16 protein-coding genes are annotated in these 18,426 nt (G+C 71.0%); 3 read left to right on the forward strand and 13 right to left on the reverse strand.

Features of this window, described 5'->3' with window-relative positions; all coding sequences use genetic code 11:
• Positions 1-48 precede the first annotated feature (48 nt).
• From OG746_RS39755 to OG746_RS39770, 4 genes are all read right to left on the reverse strand, one after another.
• Positions 49-942: an IclR family transcriptional regulator gene (locus tag OG746_RS39755; RefSeq protein ID WP_266723610.1), complete on the reverse strand. Its 894-nt coding sequence runs from the start codon at positions 940-942 to the stop codon at positions 49-51.
• Positions 939-1,913 carry a DODA-type extradiol aromatic ring-opening family dioxygenase gene (locus OG746_RS39760; protein ID WP_266723612.1) on the reverse strand — a complete coding sequence of 325 codons (975 nt, stop codon included), beginning with the start codon at positions 1,911-1,913 and terminating at the stop codon, positions 939-941. The genes OG746_RS39755 and OG746_RS39760 overlap by 4 nt, the downstream gene beginning before the upstream one ends.
• Positions 1,910-3,289, reverse strand: a complete 1,380-nt coding sequence (locus OG746_RS39765; protein ID WP_266723614.1) for a M20 family metallopeptidase — start codon at positions 3,287-3,289, stop codon at positions 1,910-1,912. The genes OG746_RS39760 and OG746_RS39765 overlap by 4 nt, the downstream gene beginning before the upstream one ends.
• 115 nt (positions 3,290-3,404) lie before the next feature.
• Positions 3,405-4,676, reverse strand: a complete 1,272-nt coding sequence (locus OG746_RS39770; RefSeq protein ID WP_266723616.1) for an aromatic ring-hydroxylating oxygenase subunit alpha — start codon at positions 4,674-4,676, stop codon at positions 3,405-3,407.
• 161 nt (positions 4,677-4,837) lie between these two features.
• Between OG746_RS39770 and OG746_RS39775 the strand changes: the two genes are divergently transcribed.
• On the forward strand, positions 4,838-6,331 hold the full coding sequence (locus OG746_RS39775; RefSeq protein WP_266723618.1) for an AMP-binding protein: 1,494 nt from the start codon (positions 4,838-4,840) through the stop codon (positions 6,329-6,331).
• A gap of 232 nt (positions 6,332-6,563) precedes the next feature.
• On the opposite strand, the gene OG746_RS39780 is transcribed toward OG746_RS39775, so the two are convergent.
• The 4 genes from OG746_RS39780 to OG746_RS39795 all read right to left on the reverse strand — a co-directional run bounded on the left by OG746_RS39780 (position 6,564) and on the right by OG746_RS39795 (position 9,982).
• Entirely contained in the window at positions 6,564-7,511 is a 948-nt protein-coding gene (locus OG746_RS39780; RefSeq protein ID WP_266723619.1) for a quinone oxidoreductase family protein, read from the reverse strand.
• Positions 7,511-8,365, reverse strand: coding sequence for an alpha/beta fold hydrolase (locus OG746_RS39785; protein WP_266723620.1), 855 nt, complete (start codon positions 8,363-8,365; stop codon positions 7,511-7,513). Before OG746_RS39785 ends, OG746_RS39780 begins: the two co-directional genes overlap by 1 nt.
• Before the next feature lie 32 nt (positions 8,366-8,397).
• Positions 8,398-9,246: an alpha/beta fold hydrolase gene (locus tag OG746_RS39790; protein WP_266723621.1), complete on the reverse strand. Its 849-nt coding sequence runs from the start codon at positions 9,244-9,246 to the stop codon at positions 8,398-8,400.
• Between the two features lie 139 nt (positions 9,247-9,385).
• Positions 9,386-9,982 (reverse strand): TetR/AcrR family transcriptional regulator, encoded by a 597-nt coding sequence (locus OG746_RS39795; protein ID WP_266723623.1) that lies wholly within the window; start codon positions 9,980-9,982, stop codon positions 9,386-9,388.
• Between the two features lie 87 nt (positions 9,983-10,069).
• Between OG746_RS39795 and OG746_RS39800 the strand changes: the two genes are divergently transcribed.
• Positions 10,070-10,801 (forward strand): SDR family NAD(P)-dependent oxidoreductase, encoded by a 732-nt coding sequence (locus OG746_RS39800; RefSeq protein WP_266723625.1) that lies wholly within the window; start codon positions 10,070-10,072, stop codon positions 10,799-10,801.
• Positions 10,802-10,843: 42 nt separating this feature from the next.
• Here OG746_RS39800 and OG746_RS39805 read toward each other — a convergent pair whose 3' ends face one another.
• The 5 genes from OG746_RS39805 to OG746_RS39825 form a co-directional block, all read right to left on the reverse strand.
• Positions 10,844-11,623: an SDR family NAD(P)-dependent oxidoreductase gene (locus OG746_RS39805; protein WP_266723626.1), complete on the reverse strand. Its 780-nt coding sequence runs from the start codon at positions 11,621-11,623 to the stop codon at positions 10,844-10,846.
• A gap of 78 nt (positions 11,624-11,701) precedes the next feature.
• Positions 11,702-12,499 carry an enoyl-CoA hydratase/isomerase family protein gene (locus OG746_RS39810; protein ID WP_266723627.1) on the reverse strand — a complete coding sequence of 266 codons (798 nt, stop codon included), beginning with the start codon at positions 12,497-12,499 and terminating at the stop codon, positions 11,702-11,704.
• Positions 12,496-14,802 (reverse strand): CaiB/BaiF CoA-transferase family protein, encoded by a 2,307-nt coding sequence (locus tag OG746_RS39815; RefSeq protein WP_266723629.1) that lies wholly within the window; start codon positions 14,800-14,802, stop codon positions 12,496-12,498. The genes OG746_RS39810 and OG746_RS39815 overlap by 4 nt, the downstream gene beginning before the upstream one ends.
• A 115-nt stretch (positions 14,803-14,917) precedes the next feature.
• Positions 14,918-15,760 (reverse strand): IclR family transcriptional regulator, encoded by an 843-nt coding sequence (locus OG746_RS39820; RefSeq protein WP_266723631.1) that lies wholly within the window; start codon positions 15,758-15,760, stop codon positions 14,918-14,920.
• Positions 15,761-15,848: 88 nt separating this feature from the next.
• Complete coding sequence (locus OG746_RS39825; protein WP_266723633.1) at positions 15,849-17,201, reverse strand: MFS transporter; 1,353 nt, start codon at positions 17,199-17,201, stop codon at positions 15,849-15,851.
• 167 nt (positions 17,202-17,368) lie between these two features.
• Here OG746_RS39825 and OG746_RS39830 point away from each other — a divergent pair, with 167 nt between their 5' ends.
• On the forward strand, positions 17,369-18,355 hold the full coding sequence (locus OG746_RS39830) for an ABC transporter substrate-binding protein (protein ID WP_266723635.1): 987 nt from the start codon (positions 17,369-17,371) through the stop codon (positions 18,353-18,355).
• The last annotated feature ends 71 nt before the right edge of the window (positions 18,356-18,426 follow it).

Raw genomic sequence — 18,426 nt, forward strand, 5'->3', positions numbered from 1 at the left:
CGTTCGGCGGGCCCCTTCGTGCTTGTGGTGCGTGACGGCGCCAGGTCCCTAGGCCAGTGACCGGCCGATGCCAAGGGCCGCCGTGCGCAGGGCAGTTGCGTGACCGGACGCGTCCATCCGGTACGTGGGCGCCGTGATGGACAGCGCCCCCACCAGCGTGGTGCGTCCGGCGAACACCGGCACGGCCAGGCTCGCGTAACCGAGCCTGATCTCCTCGGACTCCAGGGCGATGCCCTCGTCCCGGATCCGGTCGAGCTGGGCGCGCAGCCGGCCCGGTGACACCACCGTGTGCCGGGTGATCGGCTTGAGACCGCTGCGCACCACGTCGACGAAGAGCGACGGCGGCGAGTGCGCGAGGATCGCCTTGCCGGTGCCCGTGCAGTACAGCGGGAGCCGGCCCGCGATCCGGGACTCGGCGTTCAGCCCGCGGTGCGGGAAGATCTTGTCCAGGTAGACGACGTCCAGGCTGTCGTGGATGGCGAAGTGGATGGTCTCCCGGGTGATCAGGAGCAGATCCTCCATGTACGGCTGTACCGCCTCGCGCAGGATGCGCTGCCGGTGCACCCGCTGCCCCAGCTCGAACAGCCGCAGCCCGAGCCGGTAGTCGCACCCCTCACGCTCCAACAGCCCCCAGGTGACGAGCTCTTGGGCCAGCCGGTGCACCGTGGCCTTCGCCGCCCCCGACCGGCGCACCAGCTCGGCCAGGGAGAGGGCGGAGTCATCGGAGGTGAAGGCCTCCAGGATCGGACGGACCTTTCCCAGAACGGAGTTCATGGGGTCGCCCCCGGCGGCGTCGGCCCCGGGCTCCGGCTCGTTGTCGGAGCGTTCGGAGCGTTCGGAGCGTTCGGAGCGTTCGGAGCGTACGGACGAGAGGACGAATTCGGCAGGTGGCGTCGCGGTCGGCCGGCGATCGGCCGGCGGTGCTCCGGCCGCCGCGCTCATGCCGACTGCCCCGCTGTCGACCGCCCCGCGTCCACGGCCGCCGGATCGATGACCGCGACACCCATCCCGGTGAGCCACTCGGGCATCGGCTCGTACGCCAGACGCCGAGCCGGCGCATGGTCAAGGGCGGCCGCCATCAGCAGCCAAGTACGCAGCTCCTGCGCGCCGTTGCCCGCCGCCTTCTCCAGCTCCTCGGTCGTGTACTCGGTGAGACGGTGGGCCTCGCCGCGCTCCAGAAGAGTGAGGAACTCGTTGTCGAACTCCGGCGTGAGGGAGGCCTCCGCGGCCCGGATGATCTCGCGGCGCCGGGCGTCGTAGTCCTGCCAGTTGTTGCGGCCGTCGAGCCACGCGCCGACCATGAACTCCTCGTCGTCGCCGTGCGGTTCGCGCCAGTCCGGCCACGGCAGCCGGTGCGAGAGCCCGCCCGAGCCGACCACCGCGACCCGCCGCTCGCCGGGGAAGGCGAGCACGGCCTCGCGGATGGCGTGCCCCAACTCCTCACACCGCTCCAGCGTGGGCAGCGGATGCGCGAACACGTTCACCACCAGCGGCACGATCTCCACGTCGAGCCCGTCGAGCAGGTACTGGATGGCGTGGGACTGCCCGTGGTCGATCTGGAGGCGGGCGGAGAACGCGGGGTCGAAGCGCCCGCTCTCCACCAGCGATTCGGCGATGTGCTGCGCGAGCGGCACATCCACCGGCTGCGGGCCCTTCGGCGTCCCGGACTCGCCGCTCGCGAGGCACTCCCCGACGCCGAGCGTGAACGGCGGGATCAGGTCGAGCCAGAACCCGCGGAAGTGGTTCGAGCCGATCAGGACGACGGTGTCGGGCCGGGTCCTGGCCAGTTCGTCGCGGGCCGCGCCGAGCGCGTCGCGGAACCGTTCGGCCCGGTCCTTGTGGACGGTCTCCTCCCAGTGCGTGTTCATCAGCGTGCTGTGGGAGGCACCCACGCCGAGCACGATCTCGCTCATGCCGTTGCTCCTTCCGGTGCCATGGGGGCCAGTGCCGTGGGGGAGTCGCATTCCTCGCGGGAACGGGTGACGGTGTCGACCGCCGTGCGGATCAGATGGCGGGTCAGTCTCTGCATCTCCTGTACGGAGACGGTGTTCATGCCGCGCGTGAAGTCGATGTCGAAGGGTGCCTCGGACACCTTCGGCATCCCGACGCGGACCGTGGGGATGCCGCGCCCGCGCAGGATGTTCGCGTCGGTGGCACCACTGTTCCCGGTCACGATCTCGTGCGGGAGCCCCTCAAGCGCCTCCCACCCGGCGACCGCGCTGCGGAACACCCAGCTCTCCCGGCTCGTGGACGTCCCGGGGATCGCCAGGATCATCTCGACCGTGGCGTCGAGGCCCGGCATCGACTGCTTCAACTCCTCGATGGTTGCGGTGAATTCACGCTTCGCCTGCATCGGTGTCGTCTCCGGTGCGATCCGCAGGTCGACGCGGAGGGTGCAGGCCGCGGGTGTCGCCGCGGCCAGGCGCGGCCAGCCGCCGCGCACCGACGAGACGACGCCCTGCGGTGCGACGGTGCCACCGGTGTGCCGCTTCGCGTACTCGGTGAACCACTCCTCCAGGTGCCGTACGACGTCGCCGGCGCGGCTGATCGCGTTGTCGTACGGGAGTCGGTGGCGGGAACCCACGTAGGTGTGGGTGCCGTGGACCGTCACCTCGAACCACACCAGGCCGACCTCGTCCCACGAGACCGTCCACCCCGGCTTGGCGATGACCGCGTAGTCCGTCCACACGCCTTGCTCCAGGAGGAACGAACAGCCCGCGCCCTGACCGGTGTTGAACCGGTCGCTGCCGGGTCGGGCGTTGGTGGGCATGCCGCCCGCGCCGAATGCGGCCACCAGGTCCCCGGTCAGCGGCACACCGGCCAGCGCGATCGCCTCTGCGGCCATCATCACGCAGGCCGCGTGGCCCTTCGGGTTGGAGGCGCCGAGCCCTGTCACCAGGTCGTCGTAGACGGTGGCCTCTGGGCGCATGTCCTCGCGCAGCTTCGGCCCGATCCACGGCACGTCCTCGCTATCGTCACCCACGGTGAAGGTGTCGATGGGCGCGTACAGCATCAGGTCGGGGCCGGTGCCGTCGCCCTCGAGGCGGGCCCAGGCGTTGGCCTGCCGCGCGTCGAGCGGCTGACACGTCGAGCGCAGGCCGACCGATTCCAGCGTCCCCGCGATGTGTTCGGCGAGCGGCCGCTCGTCACCCGTCGGGCTGGGGACACCGACCAGGCCCACGATGAGCTCGCGCAGCCGCTCCTCGGTGATGTGCTTCCATGCCTCCGCCACCCAGCCCTGACGCCGGGTGTCGAGGCCGGTCAGCCCGTCCGGGTTGGGGGCGTTCACTGGTTGACCCGGTGGACCTGGGTCATCGTGGTCTGCGCGAACCGCTTCTTCGCGCGGGGGAGTGCCACCGCGACGGCGACACCGAGCAGAATCTTGAACAGGGTGCGGGCCATGATCAGGCCTCCTCATCGGGCGTGGCGGTTTCGGTGACACCGGCGGCGGCGAACTTCTTGCCGTACTCGTCCTCGCTGAGGTTGCGCCACGAGGTCAGGGACACATCGGGGCGGTAGAGCTTCTCCGGGGGTGCGTCGGTCACGTCGACCATCCAGGCGTCCTGGCCGGAGAACTCGCCGTGGAACAGCCAGCGGATGGCGCCGAGGTACTTCGCGTAGAAGCGGAGCGTCTCCCAGCCCTGCGTGAAGTTGACCATCACACCGACGTAGCGGTGGTTGTCCTCGTCTACCGGGACGTAGAACTCGTAGTGGATGAAATTCGGGTACGCGATCCGCAGCACGCCGGGCATCGACAGGGACGCGAAGCCGGGGAACTCCTGGGCCTCGATGACGGGGTCGACGGCGTCGGACTTGCCGGTGTTGCCGAGGTTGAACGTCTCCTTGGGCGGCTGCTTCTTCCACCACCGCTTGTTGGACCAGCGGCCCACGCCCGGGAAGTCGGCCTCCCAGTGGACCTCGTCCTGTACGCGGTAGATCCAGCGGCCCTGCGGCACGATCCGGGTGATGTTCCAGGTCGGCATCGGCTTGAAAAGCCGCCAAAGGGCCGTGCGGTGAAGGTACTTGGCGTGGCCCTCGTCGAAGCCGTTCTCGCACGCGAAGCGCCAGTTGCCGCCGCGCGGCTCGATGCGGCCACCCATCACGAAGGCGTTCGACACCAACTCCTCGGGGAGTTGCTCGTCGATCGGGTGCGGCTCCTCGTCGGCGACCGGGATAAAGGCCCAGACCATGCCGAGCCGCTCCTCGACCGCGTACGTCCGCACGCCGAGCTTGCCCGTGAGACGGCAGCCGGGGCCGTCGGTGATGACCGCGGACAGCTTGCCCGTGGGCAGGTCGAAGGTCCAGCCGTGGTACGGGCAGCTGACCGTGCCGGGGAACTGCTGGTTGCCCTCGGACAGCGGCACACCGCGGTGCGGGCAGCGGTTGTGCAGCGCGTACACCTTGCCGCTGTCGCGGATCAGCGTGATCTTCTCGCCGCAGAGTGTGAACGGCTTCGGGTCGTCGGTGATGTGGCTCGACCAGGTGACCGGGTACCAGTAGCCGCGGAAGCCGGACGCCGCCTTGTCGTAGTGGGGCCAGGACGACCAGTCCTGCCGGCCGATCTTCTCGGCGGCGGCGCCGCGGCGCGCCCTGGCCGCGCCCTTGGCGGGCTCCTTCGCGGCGTCGTCCTTCGCGGCGGTCTTCCGGACGGCGGGGGATCGTTCGCTCGACGTCATCTCGTCGTGGCCTCCTGCTCAGTGGGTGTGCCGCACGAGCATCCGGCGCGGCGCGGCGCCCGCCTATGAACCTGTTCCGGTGAACGGACCACGGCCGACGGTGGACCGGTCAGCGAACCGTGGGCCTTGAGCCGGCGGGAGCGGGCGGACAGCATCCGTCCATGAACCGCATGACGATTCCCGGCCTCGTCGACGCGGCGGCCGAACGCCACGGAGTACGGACCTTCCTCACCGTCGACGGGACCCGGCGCACCTACGCGCAGACACGTACGGCCGCGGCCACCATGGCCGGCGCGCTCGCGGCCCGCGGCTGCCGGCCCGGCGACCGGGTCGCCGCGCTGCTGTCCAACCGCGTCGAACTGATCGACCTGGTCCTCGGCTGCGCCTGGCTCGGGGCAGTCGTCGTCCCGCTGAACACGGCGCTGCACGGGCGGCTGCTCCGGCATGCGCTGGACGAGGCGAAGCCTCAATGTCTTTACGTGGAGGGGGAGTTCGCCGAGCGTGTGGAGGCTGCGGGATACGCGGGCGAGGTGTGGGTGACCGGGTCGCCGCAGGCGCCCGTGCCCGGCGTCGAGCGGCCGCTCGACCCGTATCCGTCGCGCCCCGGTGACACGGCGGCCGTCATGTTCACCTCCGGCACCACGGGGCCCTCTCGCGGTGTGCGTTCCCCGCACGCCCAGTTCGTCTGGTGGGGGCGGAACGTGGCCGACTCGCTGTGCCTGACCGCCGACGACACCCTCTACACGTGCCTCCCGCTGTTCCACACCAACGCCCTCAACGCGCTGGCGCACGCGATGACCGTGGGCGCCTCGATGGTGGTGGACCGCAGGTTCTCCGCCTCGCGCCACTGGCGGCGGGCCGCCGAGACCGGTGCCACGTGCGTGTACGTGCTGGGGGCCATGGTGCCGATGCTGCTCGCCCAGCCGCCGGGGCCCGACGACCGTGCGCACCGGGCGTGGCGCGGGCTCGGGCCCGGCACGCCCGGTGCGCTGTGGGAGGTGTTCCGCGAACGGTTCGGTGTGGCGCTCGTCGACGGGTTCGGGTCCACCGAGACCAACCTGGTCATCGGGTCGGGTCCTGGTGACTGTCGGCCCGGGTACATGGGCACGGTGCGGGAGGGGTTCGAGGCGCGGGTCGTGGATGTGGATCTGTTCTGCGTTCCGGACGGCTCCGCAGGCGAGCTTGTTGTTCGTACCGAACGCGAACATGCCTTCGCCACGGGGTACTTGGGGGAAGCGGTGCTCGAGCCGGGTGGCTGGCGGCGGACCGGGGATCGGGTGGTGCGTGAGCCCGATGGGTGGTTCCGTTTCGTCGACCGCGTCAAGGACTGCATCCGGCGGCGCGGCGAGAACATCTCCTCGTACGAGGTGGAGACGGCGTTGTGCGCTCATCCGGACATCGCGGAGGCCGCCGCGTTTCCGGTTCCGTCCGATCTCGCCGAGGACGAGGTGATGGTGGCGGTGGTGCCGGGCGCCGGGCGCTCGCTCGACCCGGCGGAGGTCGCGCGGCACTGTGCGGGGGAGTTGCCCGGGTTCGCGGTGCCGCGGTACGTCGACGTGGTGGGGGTGTTGCCGCTTACGGAGACGGGGAAGGTTCGGAAGTCGGTGTTGCGGGAGCGGGGGGTCACGGGGGTGACGTGGGATCGGCTGGGCTAGGGAGCCGGGGGGATGTCACCGCCGGGTGCACGTCGTACGTGGCTGGGCGCGCCCACGCGGCGGAGCCGCATATTGACACAGCCCCGCGTCCCTGAAGGCATGCGGCTGCGCCGCTGCCTTCAGGGACGCGGGGCTCCCTGCGTGGTGCGAACGGCGTCCGTAGTTCGCATCCGCCCCAAAGCGCCCCGCCCCGAGCCGTCGGGCGGGCACTCGTGCCCGCCCGAGGCGGGCGTCAGCCAGGCAGCAGTACCGCCCTGCCGCGGACCCGCCCGCCCCGCAGCGCGTCCAGCGCCGCCGGGGCCTCCGCCAAGCCGAACTGCTCGACCGCCAGGGTCAGTTCACCCTCCGACAGGCGCCGGACCAGGTCGGCGGAGACCTCGCGTGCTCGGCGTTCCTGGCGGATCATGTTGACCGGGAGGAGGGCGACCTCGTCGAGGAGCCAGCTCGGCAGGTCGAGTTCGACGTGCGGCCCGGCCACGTAGCCGATGACCACCGCGCGTCCGCCCTGCCGTACCCACCGGCTGCGGCCCACCAGGCCCGCTCCGCCGAGTGTGTCGACGAGCAGGGAGGCCGAGCGGTCCTTGGCGAGCGCTTCCGCGTCGTCCAGCGTCACGGCCGCCACGCCTTTCGGTACGTCGGCCAGCTGGTCCTCGCGGCCGACCACACCGGTTACCGTCGCGCCCGCGGCCAGCGCCTGCTGCGCCACCATCGCGCCGACCGCGCCCGCGGCGCCGACCACGACGACGTCCTCACCCTTCTCGATCCGGCCGACGTCGTGCAGCGCCACGTACGCCGTCGTCGCGGGGACGAAGAAGCTCGCCGCCACCCCCGGGTCGAGCGGTGCCGCCAGCGGCGTGACCGCCTTGCGCTTGATGCTGACCCGTTCCGTCCACGTACCGTCCCGGAGCAGACCGAGGCCGCCGCCGCGCAGTACGACCTGATCGCCGGGCGTGAGGTCGGAGTCGGTGTCGGCCTCCAGAACCGTGCCCGCGCCCTCGACCCCGCCGATGTACGGCGGGGACGGCTTCAGCTCGAAATTGCCGGAGGCGACCGTCGCGTCGAGGTGCGAGACACCGCCCGCCGTCACCTCGACGAGGACCTCTCCCGGCGCGCGGCGCGGCTCGGGCACCTCGTCGAGGACCGGCGCGGCGCCCCATTCATGGAACCGTACAGCCCGCATCAGCCGGCCGCCTTGCCGATGAACTCGAGGCTGAGGGAGTTGTAGAGCTCGGCCTGCTCGTGCTGCGGCCAGTGCCCGCAGTCCTCGAACAGTTCAAGCCGCGAACCGGGGATGCCCTCGTGCAGCGCCTTCGCCTCGGGCACGTCGCCGAACGGGTTCTTGCGGCCCCACACCACCAGCGTCGGCTGGGTGATCTGCGCCTGCTGCTCGGGGGTCAGCAGGTTGCGCTTGCGGCGCTCCATGTCCTGGAGGGAGAGGAGGTTGTCGACACCCGCGACGAACTCCGGCGTGTGATAAATCGCGTGCCGCACCTCGACCAGTTCCTCCGTGGCGGAGGCGTCGTCGGCCATGAGCAGCCGCATCCGCTTCCGGGTGAGGTCGATGTCGTCGGAGCTGACGGCCTTCTTGGTACTGGTCCGAATGCGGTCCATGACCTCCGGGTTGGCCACCGTGCCGCCGGAGCACAGGAGTTGGAGGCTGCGCACCCGCTCGGGGTGCTCGATGGCGGCGCGGGCGCCGACCCAGCCGCCGAGGGACTCGCCGACGATGTGGACGCTGTCGACGCCGACGGCGTCCAGGTAGTCGATCAGGTGGGTCACGTAGTCGGCGATCTCGTACGGCTTGTCGGGCTTGCCGGTGTAGCCGTGGCCGAGCATGTCGATGGCGTGCAGGTCGTAGGCGGCGTGCGCGGTGATGTTCCGCGCGAAGGCCTCCAGGTGACCGCTGGTGCCGTGCAGGAAGATGACGGCCTGTGCGTTCGGGTCACCGGCGCGCAGGGTGCGGGTGGGGACTCCGGCGGCATCGACGTACTCGACGCGGAAGGGGGTGGGGCTGATCTCGGTCCAGATGGACATGTGCGGTACTCCGTAAGGAAGTTGAGGGTGGATCAGTTGAGGGAGTCGAGGAAGCCGCTGACCACCGAGTGGTACGCCTCGGGCCGCTCCTCCTGGAGGTGGTGGGAGGCGTGGTCCATCACGTGGAGGTTCCCGTTCGGCACCATGCGGGCCAGCATCAGCGGGTAGTCCGGGGTGAGGAACGCGTCCTGCATGCCCCACATGAACAGCGCCGGGGCCTGCACCTGGCCCAGCTCCTCGGTGAGGTCCTGCCAGTCGCCGCGCGGCGAGTCCGACATGGCGGCGAGTGCGCGCTCTTCCTGGTCGAGGCTCTGCTCGTGGCGCAGCGTCAGCGTCTCCTCGGGGAGCTTCGCGCCGTCGTACCACTCCAGCTTCGTGATGAGCTGCCGCATCTTCTCGCGGGTCGGGCCCTCGCCGCCGTAGTAGACGTCGCGGGCCGTGCGGCCCCGGTGACCGTTCTCGGGGAGCGGGGCGAGCGGCCCGTAGAACACGGGCATGCTGCCGGTGATGACCAACGACCGTACGCGCTCCGGGTACTTGGCGGCGAGGTTGAGCGCGATGGTGCCGCCCCACGAGTTGCACACGAAGTCCGCCCGGTCGATGCCGAGTGTGTCGAGGAGGCTGATCGTCTTCGCCGCGTGGTGGTCCCACATCGGGCCCTCGATACGGGACTTCTCCGATTTGCCGTACTGGTGGATGTCGACGAGCAGACAGCGCCGGTCGGCCGCGAACAGGGGCGCCACGGGCCCGAAGTCGCTCCACGCGGTGCAGCCGGGGCCGCCGCCGTGCAGGAACACGGTGTCGGGCCCGGAGCCCAGGTCGTGGTAGTGGTAGCGAATGCCCGCGCCGTCCGCGTAATGGCTCTCCGGTGCTGGTGACATGCGAGTCCTTCCGTACGAATGCGGGGGTACGGAGTCGAGCCCATCACCGCGCCGGGCGTTGGCCCAGCGTCACGGTCCGCTCAGCGAACCCCTCCCACTGGGTGACGCACGGGTACGTAAGGACGAGTGCCCGGCAGTATCAGCGGGCGGGTCGGGGCAGTACGGCGAGGGCCGTCCGGGCCACACCGGTCAGCGTCTCCTCGCTCGCTCCGGCCTTGCCCAGTGCTTCGATACCGCGCAGTACGGTGAGCACGAGCGCGGCCAGCTCTCCCGGATCCGCGTCCGCGGCGATGTCACCATGGCGCTGGCAGGCGGCGATGTCGTCCTGGAGCAGTGCCCGCAGCGCCTCGATGGTCGCGCGCGCCCGCTCGGCCACCGTCCGGTCGTGCTCGGCGAGTTCGGCGGCTCCCTTGGCCAACAGGCAGCCGCGGTGGGCCGTGTCGGCGGCGGTCGACGCCGCCACCGCGTACACGTGGGCGGACAGTCGCGCGTAGGCGTCCGCGTCGTCGCCGCTCAGCTGCCGGCTCGCGGACTCGACGGCGGAGCCGCAGTAGTCGTCGAACACGCGGTGGAACAGTTCCTGCTTTCCGCCGAACGCTCCGTACAGGCTGCCCTTGCCGAGCCCCGTCGCCTCGGCGATGTCCTCCATGCGCGTGGCGGCGTACCCACCCGACCAGAACCGCTCCCGGGCGGTGTCCAGTACCTGCTGCTCGTCGAACTTCCTCGGTCGTGCCATGGGCACAGCCTAGCCATTCTTGACCGGGTCGTCCATAACGGCTAGCGTTCTGGACGAACCAGTCAAGAACTGATGGGTGGGTGTGTGATGACTGAAGTACTCGCAGGCAAGGTGGCCGTGGTCACCGGAGCCAACAGCGGCATCGGGCTTGCCATCGCCAAGCGGTTCGCTGCGGAGGGGGCCCGCGTGTTCCTGGCCGGCCGCCGTCAGGAGCCGCTCGACGCGGCCGTCGCCGAGATCGGCCCCGCGGCCACCGGTGTGCGGACCGACGTCTCGATACAGGCGGACCTCGATGAGCTCTACTCGGTCGTGCGCAAGGAGGCGGGCCGTATCGACGTGCTGGTCGCCAACGCCGGCGGCGCCGTCCCCGAGCGCCTCGGTGAGATCACGGAGGAGGCCATCGACGCCACCTTCGGCGCGAACGTGAAGGGCACGATCTTCACCGTGCAGAAGGCGCTGCCCCTGCTGTCGGACGGTGCCTCGATCGTGGTGACGGGATCGAGCAGCACCGTCCGCCCCGAGACGGGTCTGGAGGTCTACGGCGCGTCGAAGGCGGCGGTGCGCAACTTGGTGCGCAGCTGGGCGCTCAGCGCGCAGGAACGGAAGTTCCGGGTGAACGCGCTGAGCCCCGGCCCGACTGAGACCCCGGGCCTGATCGGCGCGGTGGGCCCGGACCACCAGCTCGCCTCGGGGGTGCCGCTCGGCAGGATCGGCCGCCCGGACGAGATCGCCTCGGTCGCGACGTTCCTGGCCTCGGACGCCTCCAGCTTCGTCAACGGCGCCGACTGGTTCGTCGACGGAGGCCAGGCGCAGGTCTGAGACGGAGGGCAAGCGCAGGTCTGAGCACGCCCCTCCGGGGATTCACTGGGCGGTGTAGCCGCCGTCGACGTGCAGTACGGCGCCGGTGGTGAAGGACGAGCCGGCCGCCAGCAGTGGCAGTACCGCGTGCGCGACCTCCTCGGGCCGGCCCCAGCGGCCGAGCGGCACCTTGGCGGTGAAGGCGGCCTGGGCGGCGGCGTCGGTCTGGGCGTCGTCCTCGTTCATGGGGGTGCGGACGGGGCCGGGGGCGACGCAGTTCACGGTCACGCCACTGCCGGCGAGTTCCAGGGCCGTCGACCTGGTGAGCGCGGCGACGGCGCCCTTGGTGGCGGCGTACCCGGACCGTTCGGGGGCGCCCGTCGAGCCGAGCACGGAACCGATGGTGACGACGCGCCCGAAGCCCGCGTCGAGCATGCCGGGCAGGACGGCGCGGATCGCCAGCCAGGTGCCGACGACGTTGGTGTCGAGGGCGGCGAGGAAGTCGTCAGGTGAGAGTTCGAGGATCGACCCGCGGGCAAGGCGGCCGGCGGCGGTCACGAGGCCGGTGACCGGGCTCCATTGATCCTCTGCCTGGCGTACGGCGTCGGCGAGGTCGTCGGCGTTCGTGGTGTCTGCCTGGAGCGCCAACTGCCCAGTGCCAGAGGCGCATTGGAGTTGGTCGGCCGCCGCTCGGCAGCGTTCCGCGGAGCGGCCCGTGACTACTACGGGCCGCCCGGTACGGGCCACCGCCTCGGCGACCGCGAGGCCGATCCCGCTGGTTCCGCCGGTGACGAGCACGGGCCCGTCCTGTGGTGCGTCCTTGGTGTGTTGCGTGGAGGTCATCAGCCGAGGATGCGGAACGGACCGTGACACACCGATGCGGGCAGTCCGGTGAACGGACCGCCCGCATCGGTGTGTTCGTCACCGGCCCATGAACACCGGGTCCCGCTTCTCGAGGAACGCTTGCAGCCCCTCCGCAGCGTCGGCGGTCCCGGTCAGGTCGGCGACGCCCTTCTCCTCGTGCTGCAAGGCCTCCTCGACGGGCAGTCCGTGTCCCTCGTCGACGACGCGCTTGAGCAGGGCGATGGCGGCCGTGGGCTGCGCGGCGAGGCGGCGGGCCCGCTCGGCGACCACCGCGTCGAACTCGGCTTGCTCCACCACGACATCGACAAGACCGAGCTCCAGGGCCCGCTCAGGCGTCAGCCCTTCCGCCTCGATCATCAGCCGCTTCGCCAGGTGGGGGCCGACGAGCCGCGGAAGCCGCTGGCTGCCACCGGCCCCCGGGAAGAGGCCGAGCCGCATCTCCGGGAAGCCGAACGTAGCCCCGGCCGACAGGATCCGCAGGTCGCAGGCGAGCGACAACTCGGCGCCGCCGCCCAGCGCGTGGCCGTTCATCGCCGCGACGACCGGCTTGGGCGCCTGCTCGATCAGCCGCTGCACGTCGATCCAACGGCGCATCTTCGCCTGGTTGTCCGCCGACAGGTCCCGCATGACGGCGATGTCGGCGCCGGCGATGAAGAACCGTCCCGTGCCGGTGATGACGATGCAGCGCACCTCCGGGTCGGCGGCGAGGGGCTCCAGGGCCGTGAGGAACTCCTCGATCATCGCCGGGTTCACGGCGTTCGCCTTGGGCCGGTCGACGCGGATCGTGGCGACGGCGCCGTCGCGTGTCACGTGGAGTACGGAGTGCCCTACCTCGGTCATCCTCGCCTCGCTCACTCGGTCACTCCCTCGGCGGTCAGCGCCGCCAGTTGTTCGTCGGTCAGGTGCAACAGCTCTCGCAGTACCTCGTGGGTGTGCTGGCCGAGGAGAGGCGCGGGCCGGGTGAGTTCGCCGGGTGTCGCGGCCAGCCGGGGCACGATTCCCTCGTGCGGGACCGGTCCGGTCAGAGGATGGTCGAGTACGGGGTAGAAGCCGCGCGCGGCGAGCTGCTCGTCGGCCTCGACGAGGTCCTGCCCGGTCGCCACGACCGCCGCCGCGACGCCCTCGGCCTGGAGCAGCTCGGCCAGCTTGTGCGCGTCATGCTGGCGGGTCCAGGTGGCGAGAGCGTCGTCGATCTCGTCCTCGCTCCGCCTGCGGGCGGTCAAGTCGCCGTCGGTGCAGGGAAGTTCGACGGTCCGAGTCAGAGCCTGCCACTGCGCTTCGTCGGTCACCGACACCGCCACCCACCGGTCGTCGCCGGCCGCCGGATACACGCCGTGCGGCACGGCACGCGGCGACCGGTTCGGGAAGTCGGCGGTCCGTGGATCCGGCGCGCTGTCGCCCAGTACGGGTTCCAGGGCGGCCGGGCCCATCGTCGCGGCCATCGCCTCGAGTTGGGACAGGTCGACGTGTCCGCCCTGCCCACGTGCCAGGAGGTCGAGCGTGGCGAGCACCGCGGAGTTGGCCGCGATCATGTCGCCGAGGCCGAAGGTGAGTCCCTGCGGCGGGCCGTCCGGGTCACGTGTCTCGCTGGACAGGCCGGACATCGCGGCGAGTGTGTCGGCGAACGTCACGGCGTTGCGCCAGGGCCCGGTCTGTCCGACGCCCGCCATCGACACGAGGATCACGTCCGGATTCAGCTCGCGCAGCGACGCGTAGTCCATGCCCCAGCGCGCGAGAACTCCCGGGCTGAAGTTCTCCACGACGACATCGCAGTGCGGCACCATCTCGCGCAGCAGGCGCCGGCCTTCGTCGGTCCGCAGGTTCAGGGCGACGCTGCGCTTGTTGCGGTTGAAGTTGAGGAAGTAGCCGCTGTCGTCCGGGTCGGAGCCGGGCCGCAGGTGCATCGAGGGTGCGAAACGCGTGGGGTCCTGGCGGTGCCGCGACTCGACCTTGACGATGTCCGCGCCGTGCTCCCCGAACTGCTTGGTCACGTATGGACCGGCCAGCACCCAGGTCAGATCGAGGACCCGAATCCCTTCCATGGCACGGGACTTGGGCCGTCCGCCGCCGTCAGGTACCTGGGTGTTCGTGTCACGGCGCCACAGCGGATCGCCCACCTCGTGGAGCGCGGGCAGAGCGACCGGCCGGGGGAGCGCCGCCCACGGAAAGCCGACGTCCTCGACGCCGCCGTCCGGAAGTCCCTCGCCGGTGACCGTGACCAGCGACTCGCGGGCGCGCAACTGCGGGTGGTCCGGCAGCCGCCCGGCCGGGACCACCTCCGCCCACGGCAGGGCGCGTTCCCGCGCCTCGGCGGCCAGTTCGGCGGCCGGTTGCCGAGCCGCGAACCGCTGCACCAGCTCGTCGACATGCGCGCGCTGGTCCCACCGGAACGCGGCGTCCTGCCAGCGCTCGTCGACGAGGTCACCGGCCTCGCCCCGCTCCGCCATCCACGCCAGCAGGTCCGTCCACATCCGGTTACTGCCCGAGTAGCCCCCGGCCACATAACCGTCCGCCGCCTTGAAGATCCGGTGCGCGACGTGCTCGTACACCCCTCCGTTGCGTACGGGGAAACGTCCGGCGTGGATCCACGCGAGGGCGGCGGTCTCCAGCGTGGCGGCGACGGCCTCCTGCGCCGAGACATCGACGAGTTGCGGGGTTCCCGACACGACGGCGAGCAGCGCCCCGATCGCCGCATGGGCTCCGGCGGTCTGTAGCGCCTGCTCGCGCGGTGGCGGCTTGGGCTGTCCGTCGGGGCGCCCGCCGAGCCATGTCATGCCGCCCGCCGACGCCAGCACCAGATCGTCGCCGACCCAGCCGCGGCGCGGCCCGGTGAGACCGAAGGGTGTCACCACCACATGCACGGCGTGCGGCCACCGCGAGGAACCGTCCTCGCGCAGGCCGCGCAACCGTGCCACGGGTCCGCTCTCCAGGACGACATCGGCGTCCGCCGCCAGTGCGTCGAGCTCCGCCGCGTCCCGTACCTGCGTCCAGCGCTTGCCCGCGTGCCAGTGCGTACGGGCCGCCGGGTCGAGGTCGTTGCCCGGCTCGATCCGTACGACGTCGGCGCCGATGCCGACGAGCAACCTGGCTCCCTGGAAGGCGAGTTCATCGGTCAGGTCGAGCACGCGCAGCGCTGTCGGGTCCGTGTCTGTTCGCACCACGGCTCCTCCCCATACGTGTCCGCAGCCTTTGCGGAACTTCACGATCACCGGGGGCGGGGAGGCGGGCCACCGGGGTGTTCTGCTGACCGGACCGGGGTCCCGCGGCGAGTGCTCAGCTCGCGGCGGCGCGGGCGGGACGCACGCCGGCCGGCCTCGGTACGACCGCCGGTCGATCCATGTCGTACGACGTCTTCCGCGCCACACCGCGTTCGATGCTCTCGGCCGTGGCCCGCAGCGTCGCGAGGTGCCGGTCCACCGACACCTGCGCGACCGGCGCCGTGATCGAGAGCGCCGCGTGCGCCGACCCAGGCACGGCCACCGGCACCGCGAGGCTGGCGTACCCGGGCCTGACCCCCTCGACCTCCAGGGCGTACCCCTGACGGGACACCGTGGACAGGCGCCGCATCAGCACCTCGGGGTCCGCCACGGTGCGAGGTGTCATCACGGGAAGACCGCCGAGGGCGAGGGCCGCCACCAGTTCGGGCCCGTCGGGCGCCAGGGCGAGCAGCAGGTGACCGGTCGCGGTGCACGAGGCGGGCAGTCGGCCGCCGACCTGCGAGTGGGTGAGCACATTGGCCTCACCCGCGATCTTCTCCAGGAACAGGACATGGCTCCCGTCGAGGACCGCGAGGTGCACGGCGGCGTGACTCCGTGTGAACAGGTCCGCCATCAGCGGGCGCGCGACGGAGCGCAGCACCGAGGAGGCGGGCACCCGCTGCCCCAGGTGGAAGAGCCTGATGCCGAGCTCGTACGTCTCGCCGTGCCGGTCGAGGAGCCCCCACTGCACCAGCTCCCGGGCGAGGCGGTACGCCGACGCCTTGGGCACACCGGACCGACGGCTGAGCTCGCTCAGCCGCAGCCGGTCCGCCCCCGACTCGAACGCGGCGAGCAGCAGCTGCGCCTTGCCCAGTACGGAATTGCGCAGCAGGACATCCTCTTCGGCGTACGACCCCATCAGCAGACCCCTTACGTCCTCACATGGCGGTACAAGCCATTTGAAGTGCAACAACGCCATGTTGCATAGAGGGAACGGGGTGTAAACATCAGGCAACAGGTGTGTCGACGTCCTCCTCGGCCCGGTCGGTGCCCCGCCCGTCGGACTCCGTGTCCCCTTGTGCCTTGGGCACGTGCGCGAAGAAGACCAGTGCCACCAACGTGACGACGGCCATCCCCATGGTGAGAAGTGCCACCGGCAGGAAGTGTCCCGTGGCGGCCAGCAGCGCCGTGGCCACCACCGGCGACAGACCGCCTGCGATCGCCGACGACAGCTCGTGACCGAGGGCCATCCCCGAGTAGCGGGTGCTGGTGCTGAACAGCTCGGAGAAGTACGAGGGCTGCACCCCGATCATCGCGGCGATGGCGATGTGCCCGACGATGAACGCCGCCCACACCGCGGCCGGTTGGCCCGTGTCCATGAGTAGGAAGAAGGGTGCCGCCCACAGCAGCATGCCGGTGGCCCCGGCCAGATAGACGGGCCGCCTGCCCACCTTGTCGGAGAGCCGGCCGAAGACGACCATCATCGCCGAGTCCACCAGCATCCCGACGATCCCGGCCCAGAGCAGGACGGTCGACGAGATCCCCACGTGTGCCCCGTACACGAGGGAGAAGGACATGAAGATGTAGCTGGCGCCGCTGTCGGCGAAGCGCAGTGCCATCGCGAACAGCACCTGGCGCGGGTGGCGCCGCAGCACCTCGCGCAGCGGCGAATGAGGTGTGCTCTTCGCGTCCGTGGTGTCTGCCTCGAAGCTGTCCGTCTCGCCGAGGTTGCGGCGGATGTAGATGCCGACCACGAAGATGACCGCGCTGGCCAGGAACGGGAGCCGCCAGCCCCAGGCGAGGAAGCCGTCCCCCGACACCTGCTCCGCGATCCACAGTGCCAGCGCCGACAGGACGAAGCCCAGGCCCATGCCGCAGGAGCTGAACGAGGCGAGGAATCCACGGCGTTCGGCGGGCACGTTCTCGGTGATGATGAGCACGCCGCCGCCCCACTCGCCGCCGGCCGCCATGCCCTGGAGCAGCCGGAGCAGCACGAGGAGCACCGGGGAGAGCAGACCGGCCGTGGAGTACGCGGGCAGCAGCCCCATGCAGAAGGTGGCGGCGCCCATCAGCGAGAGCGTCCCCATGAGGGCGGCCTTGCGCCCGCGCCGGTCACCGATGTGCCCGAAGATCAGGCCCCCGACGGGCCGGGCGGCGAACCCCACCGCGTGCCCCGCCAGGGCCGCGATGGTGCCGAGCAGCGGATGCCCGCCGGAGGGGAAGAAGACCTGGCCGAGGACCAGTGCGGCGGCGGTGGTGTAGAGGAAGAAGTCGTACCACTCCATCATGTTGCCGGCGACGGACGCGATGACCACGCGTCGCGTCGCGGACGGGTCCTCGGTCGTGCTCTTGCGGGTCATATGTGCTCCTTGCCGTTCGACCCTGAAGATCGGTGGAGCGTACGAACGGCCCGGAGCGGCCTCAATCGGGTCGGTCCGCCAGGCGAGACACCGCGCTTCTCGCGGGCCCTGCGGGCTGCCAGCGTGCCGCCACCTCGACAGCACTTCGACCCCGGAGGTCGTATCCGATGTCCCGGAACCACCGCACTGTAGGGCGCCCGGCGGCCGCCCTCCTCACCCTGCTCGCACTCCTCCTCGCGACCGCCTGCGGCGCGGGCACCACCGATTCGGCGGGAACCGCGGGCGGCGGCAGCCCGACCGTACGCATCGCGCTCGGCGTCGACGCCTCGTACGCCCCGCTGTATCTCGCCGCGCAGCGCGGCATGTTCGAGAAGGCCGGCCTCGACGTGAAGCTGGTGAAGGTGGAGGGCGGCCCCGCCGCCGCGCAGGCGGTCACGGCCGGCACCGCGCAGATCTCTGCCAACGCCGACTCCACCGCGCTCCCGCAGATGGTGAGCAACCCGCGACTGCGCGCCCTGGGCGCCTTCCAGTCCTCGGGCCGCTACCTCAAGGTGGTGCTGCGCAAGGGCATCACCTCGCCGCGCGAGATCAGGACGATGGCCTCGATCCAGGGCATCGGCCTGTACGCCACCCACGAGTACCTGCGCCACCACGACATCGACCCTGACTCGGTGAAGATCCAGCAGAGCGCGCCGCAGGAGATCCCCACCATGCTGGAGCGCGGTGACATCGACGGCTACATCCTCTTCGACCCCTGGGTGAGCAAGGGTGTCGCGGCGGGCGGCCATCTCGCAGGCACCATCGGCGACTTCGGTGTCACCTACGTGCAGTGGCTGCTCGCGGACGAGAAGTGGCTGAAGGGGAACCGGGACCTCGCCGGGAAGGTGTTCAAGGTGGTCGCGGAGGCCGACCGGATCGTGACGAAGGACCCGCACGAGGGCGCACTCGGGGCCCACGAGCAGGCCCAACTGCCGGTCGTCGCAACGGAGAAGGCCATCGGCGAGATCTCCTTCAAGTCCCGTGCCCTGACCTCGGCCGATGTCACCTCCTCGCGCCGGATCGTGGACTTCCTGCGCGAGCAGAACCTCATCAAGAGCGCACCCGACCTCAACTCGGTGCTGCTGCGCGGCTGGTACGACCGGTACGCCCGGTGACCTGGGCCGACGCACCATTCCCCGGCCGTCCCGCTGAGCGGACCGCCACACATGCCCCGGCCCGCCGCCGC

Source organism: Streptomyces sp. NBC_01016 (assembly GCF_026341035.1).
Classification (GTDB): Bacteria; Actinomycetota; Actinomycetes; order Streptomycetales; family Streptomycetaceae; genus Streptomyces.

What these genes read in the sequence shown, in the direction of transcription:
- OG746_RS39755 (WP_266723610.1), bottom strand. Translation starts at nt 942, where the DNA reads ATGAGCGCGGCGGCCGGAGCACCGCCGGCCGATCGCCGGCCGACCGCG.
- OG746_RS39760 (WP_266723612.1), bottom strand. Translation starts at nt 1,913, where the DNA reads ATGAGCGAGATCGTGCTCGGCGTGGGTGCCTCCCACAGCACGCTGATG.
- OG746_RS39770 (WP_266723616.1), bottom strand. Translation starts at nt 4,676, where the DNA reads ATGACGTCGAGCGAACGATCCCCCGCCGTCCGGAAGACCGCCGCGAAG.
- OG746_RS39775 (WP_266723618.1), top strand. Translation starts at nt 4,838, where the DNA reads ATGAACCGCATGACGATTCCCGGCCTCGTCGACGCGGCGGCCGAACGC.
- OG746_RS39780 (WP_266723619.1), bottom strand. Translation starts at nt 7,511, where the DNA reads ATGCGGGCTGTACGGTTCCATGAATGGGGCGCCGCGCCGGTCCTCGAC.
- OG746_RS39785 (WP_266723620.1), bottom strand. Translation starts at nt 8,365, where the DNA reads ATGTCCATCTGGACCGAGATCAGCCCCACCCCCTTCCGCGTCGAGTAC.
- OG746_RS39790 (WP_266723621.1), bottom strand. Translation starts at nt 9,246, where the DNA reads ATGTCACCAGCACCGGAGAGCCATTACGCGGACGGCGCGGGCATTCGC.
- OG746_RS39795 (WP_266723623.1), bottom strand. Translation starts at nt 9,982, where the DNA reads ATGGCACGACCGAGGAAGTTCGACGAGCAGCAGGTACTGGACACCGCC.
- OG746_RS39800 (WP_266723625.1), top strand. Translation starts at nt 10,070, where the DNA reads ATGACTGAAGTACTCGCAGGCAAGGTGGCCGTGGTCACCGGAGCCAAC.
- OG746_RS39805 (WP_266723626.1), bottom strand. Translation starts at nt 11,623, where the DNA reads ATGACCTCCACGCAACACACCAAGGACGCACCACAGGACGGGCCCGTG.
- OG746_RS39820 (WP_266723631.1), bottom strand. Translation starts at nt 15,760, where the DNA reads ATGGGGTCGTACGCCGAAGAGGATGTCCTGCTGCGCAATTCCGTACTG.
- OG746_RS39825 (WP_266723633.1), bottom strand. Translation starts at nt 17,201, where the DNA reads ATGACCCGCAAGAGCACGACCGAGGACCCGTCCGCGACGCGACGCGTG.
- OG746_RS39830 (WP_266723635.1), top strand. Translation starts at nt 17,369, where the DNA reads ATGTCCCGGAACCACCGCACTGTAGGGCGCCCGGCGGCCGCCCTCCTC.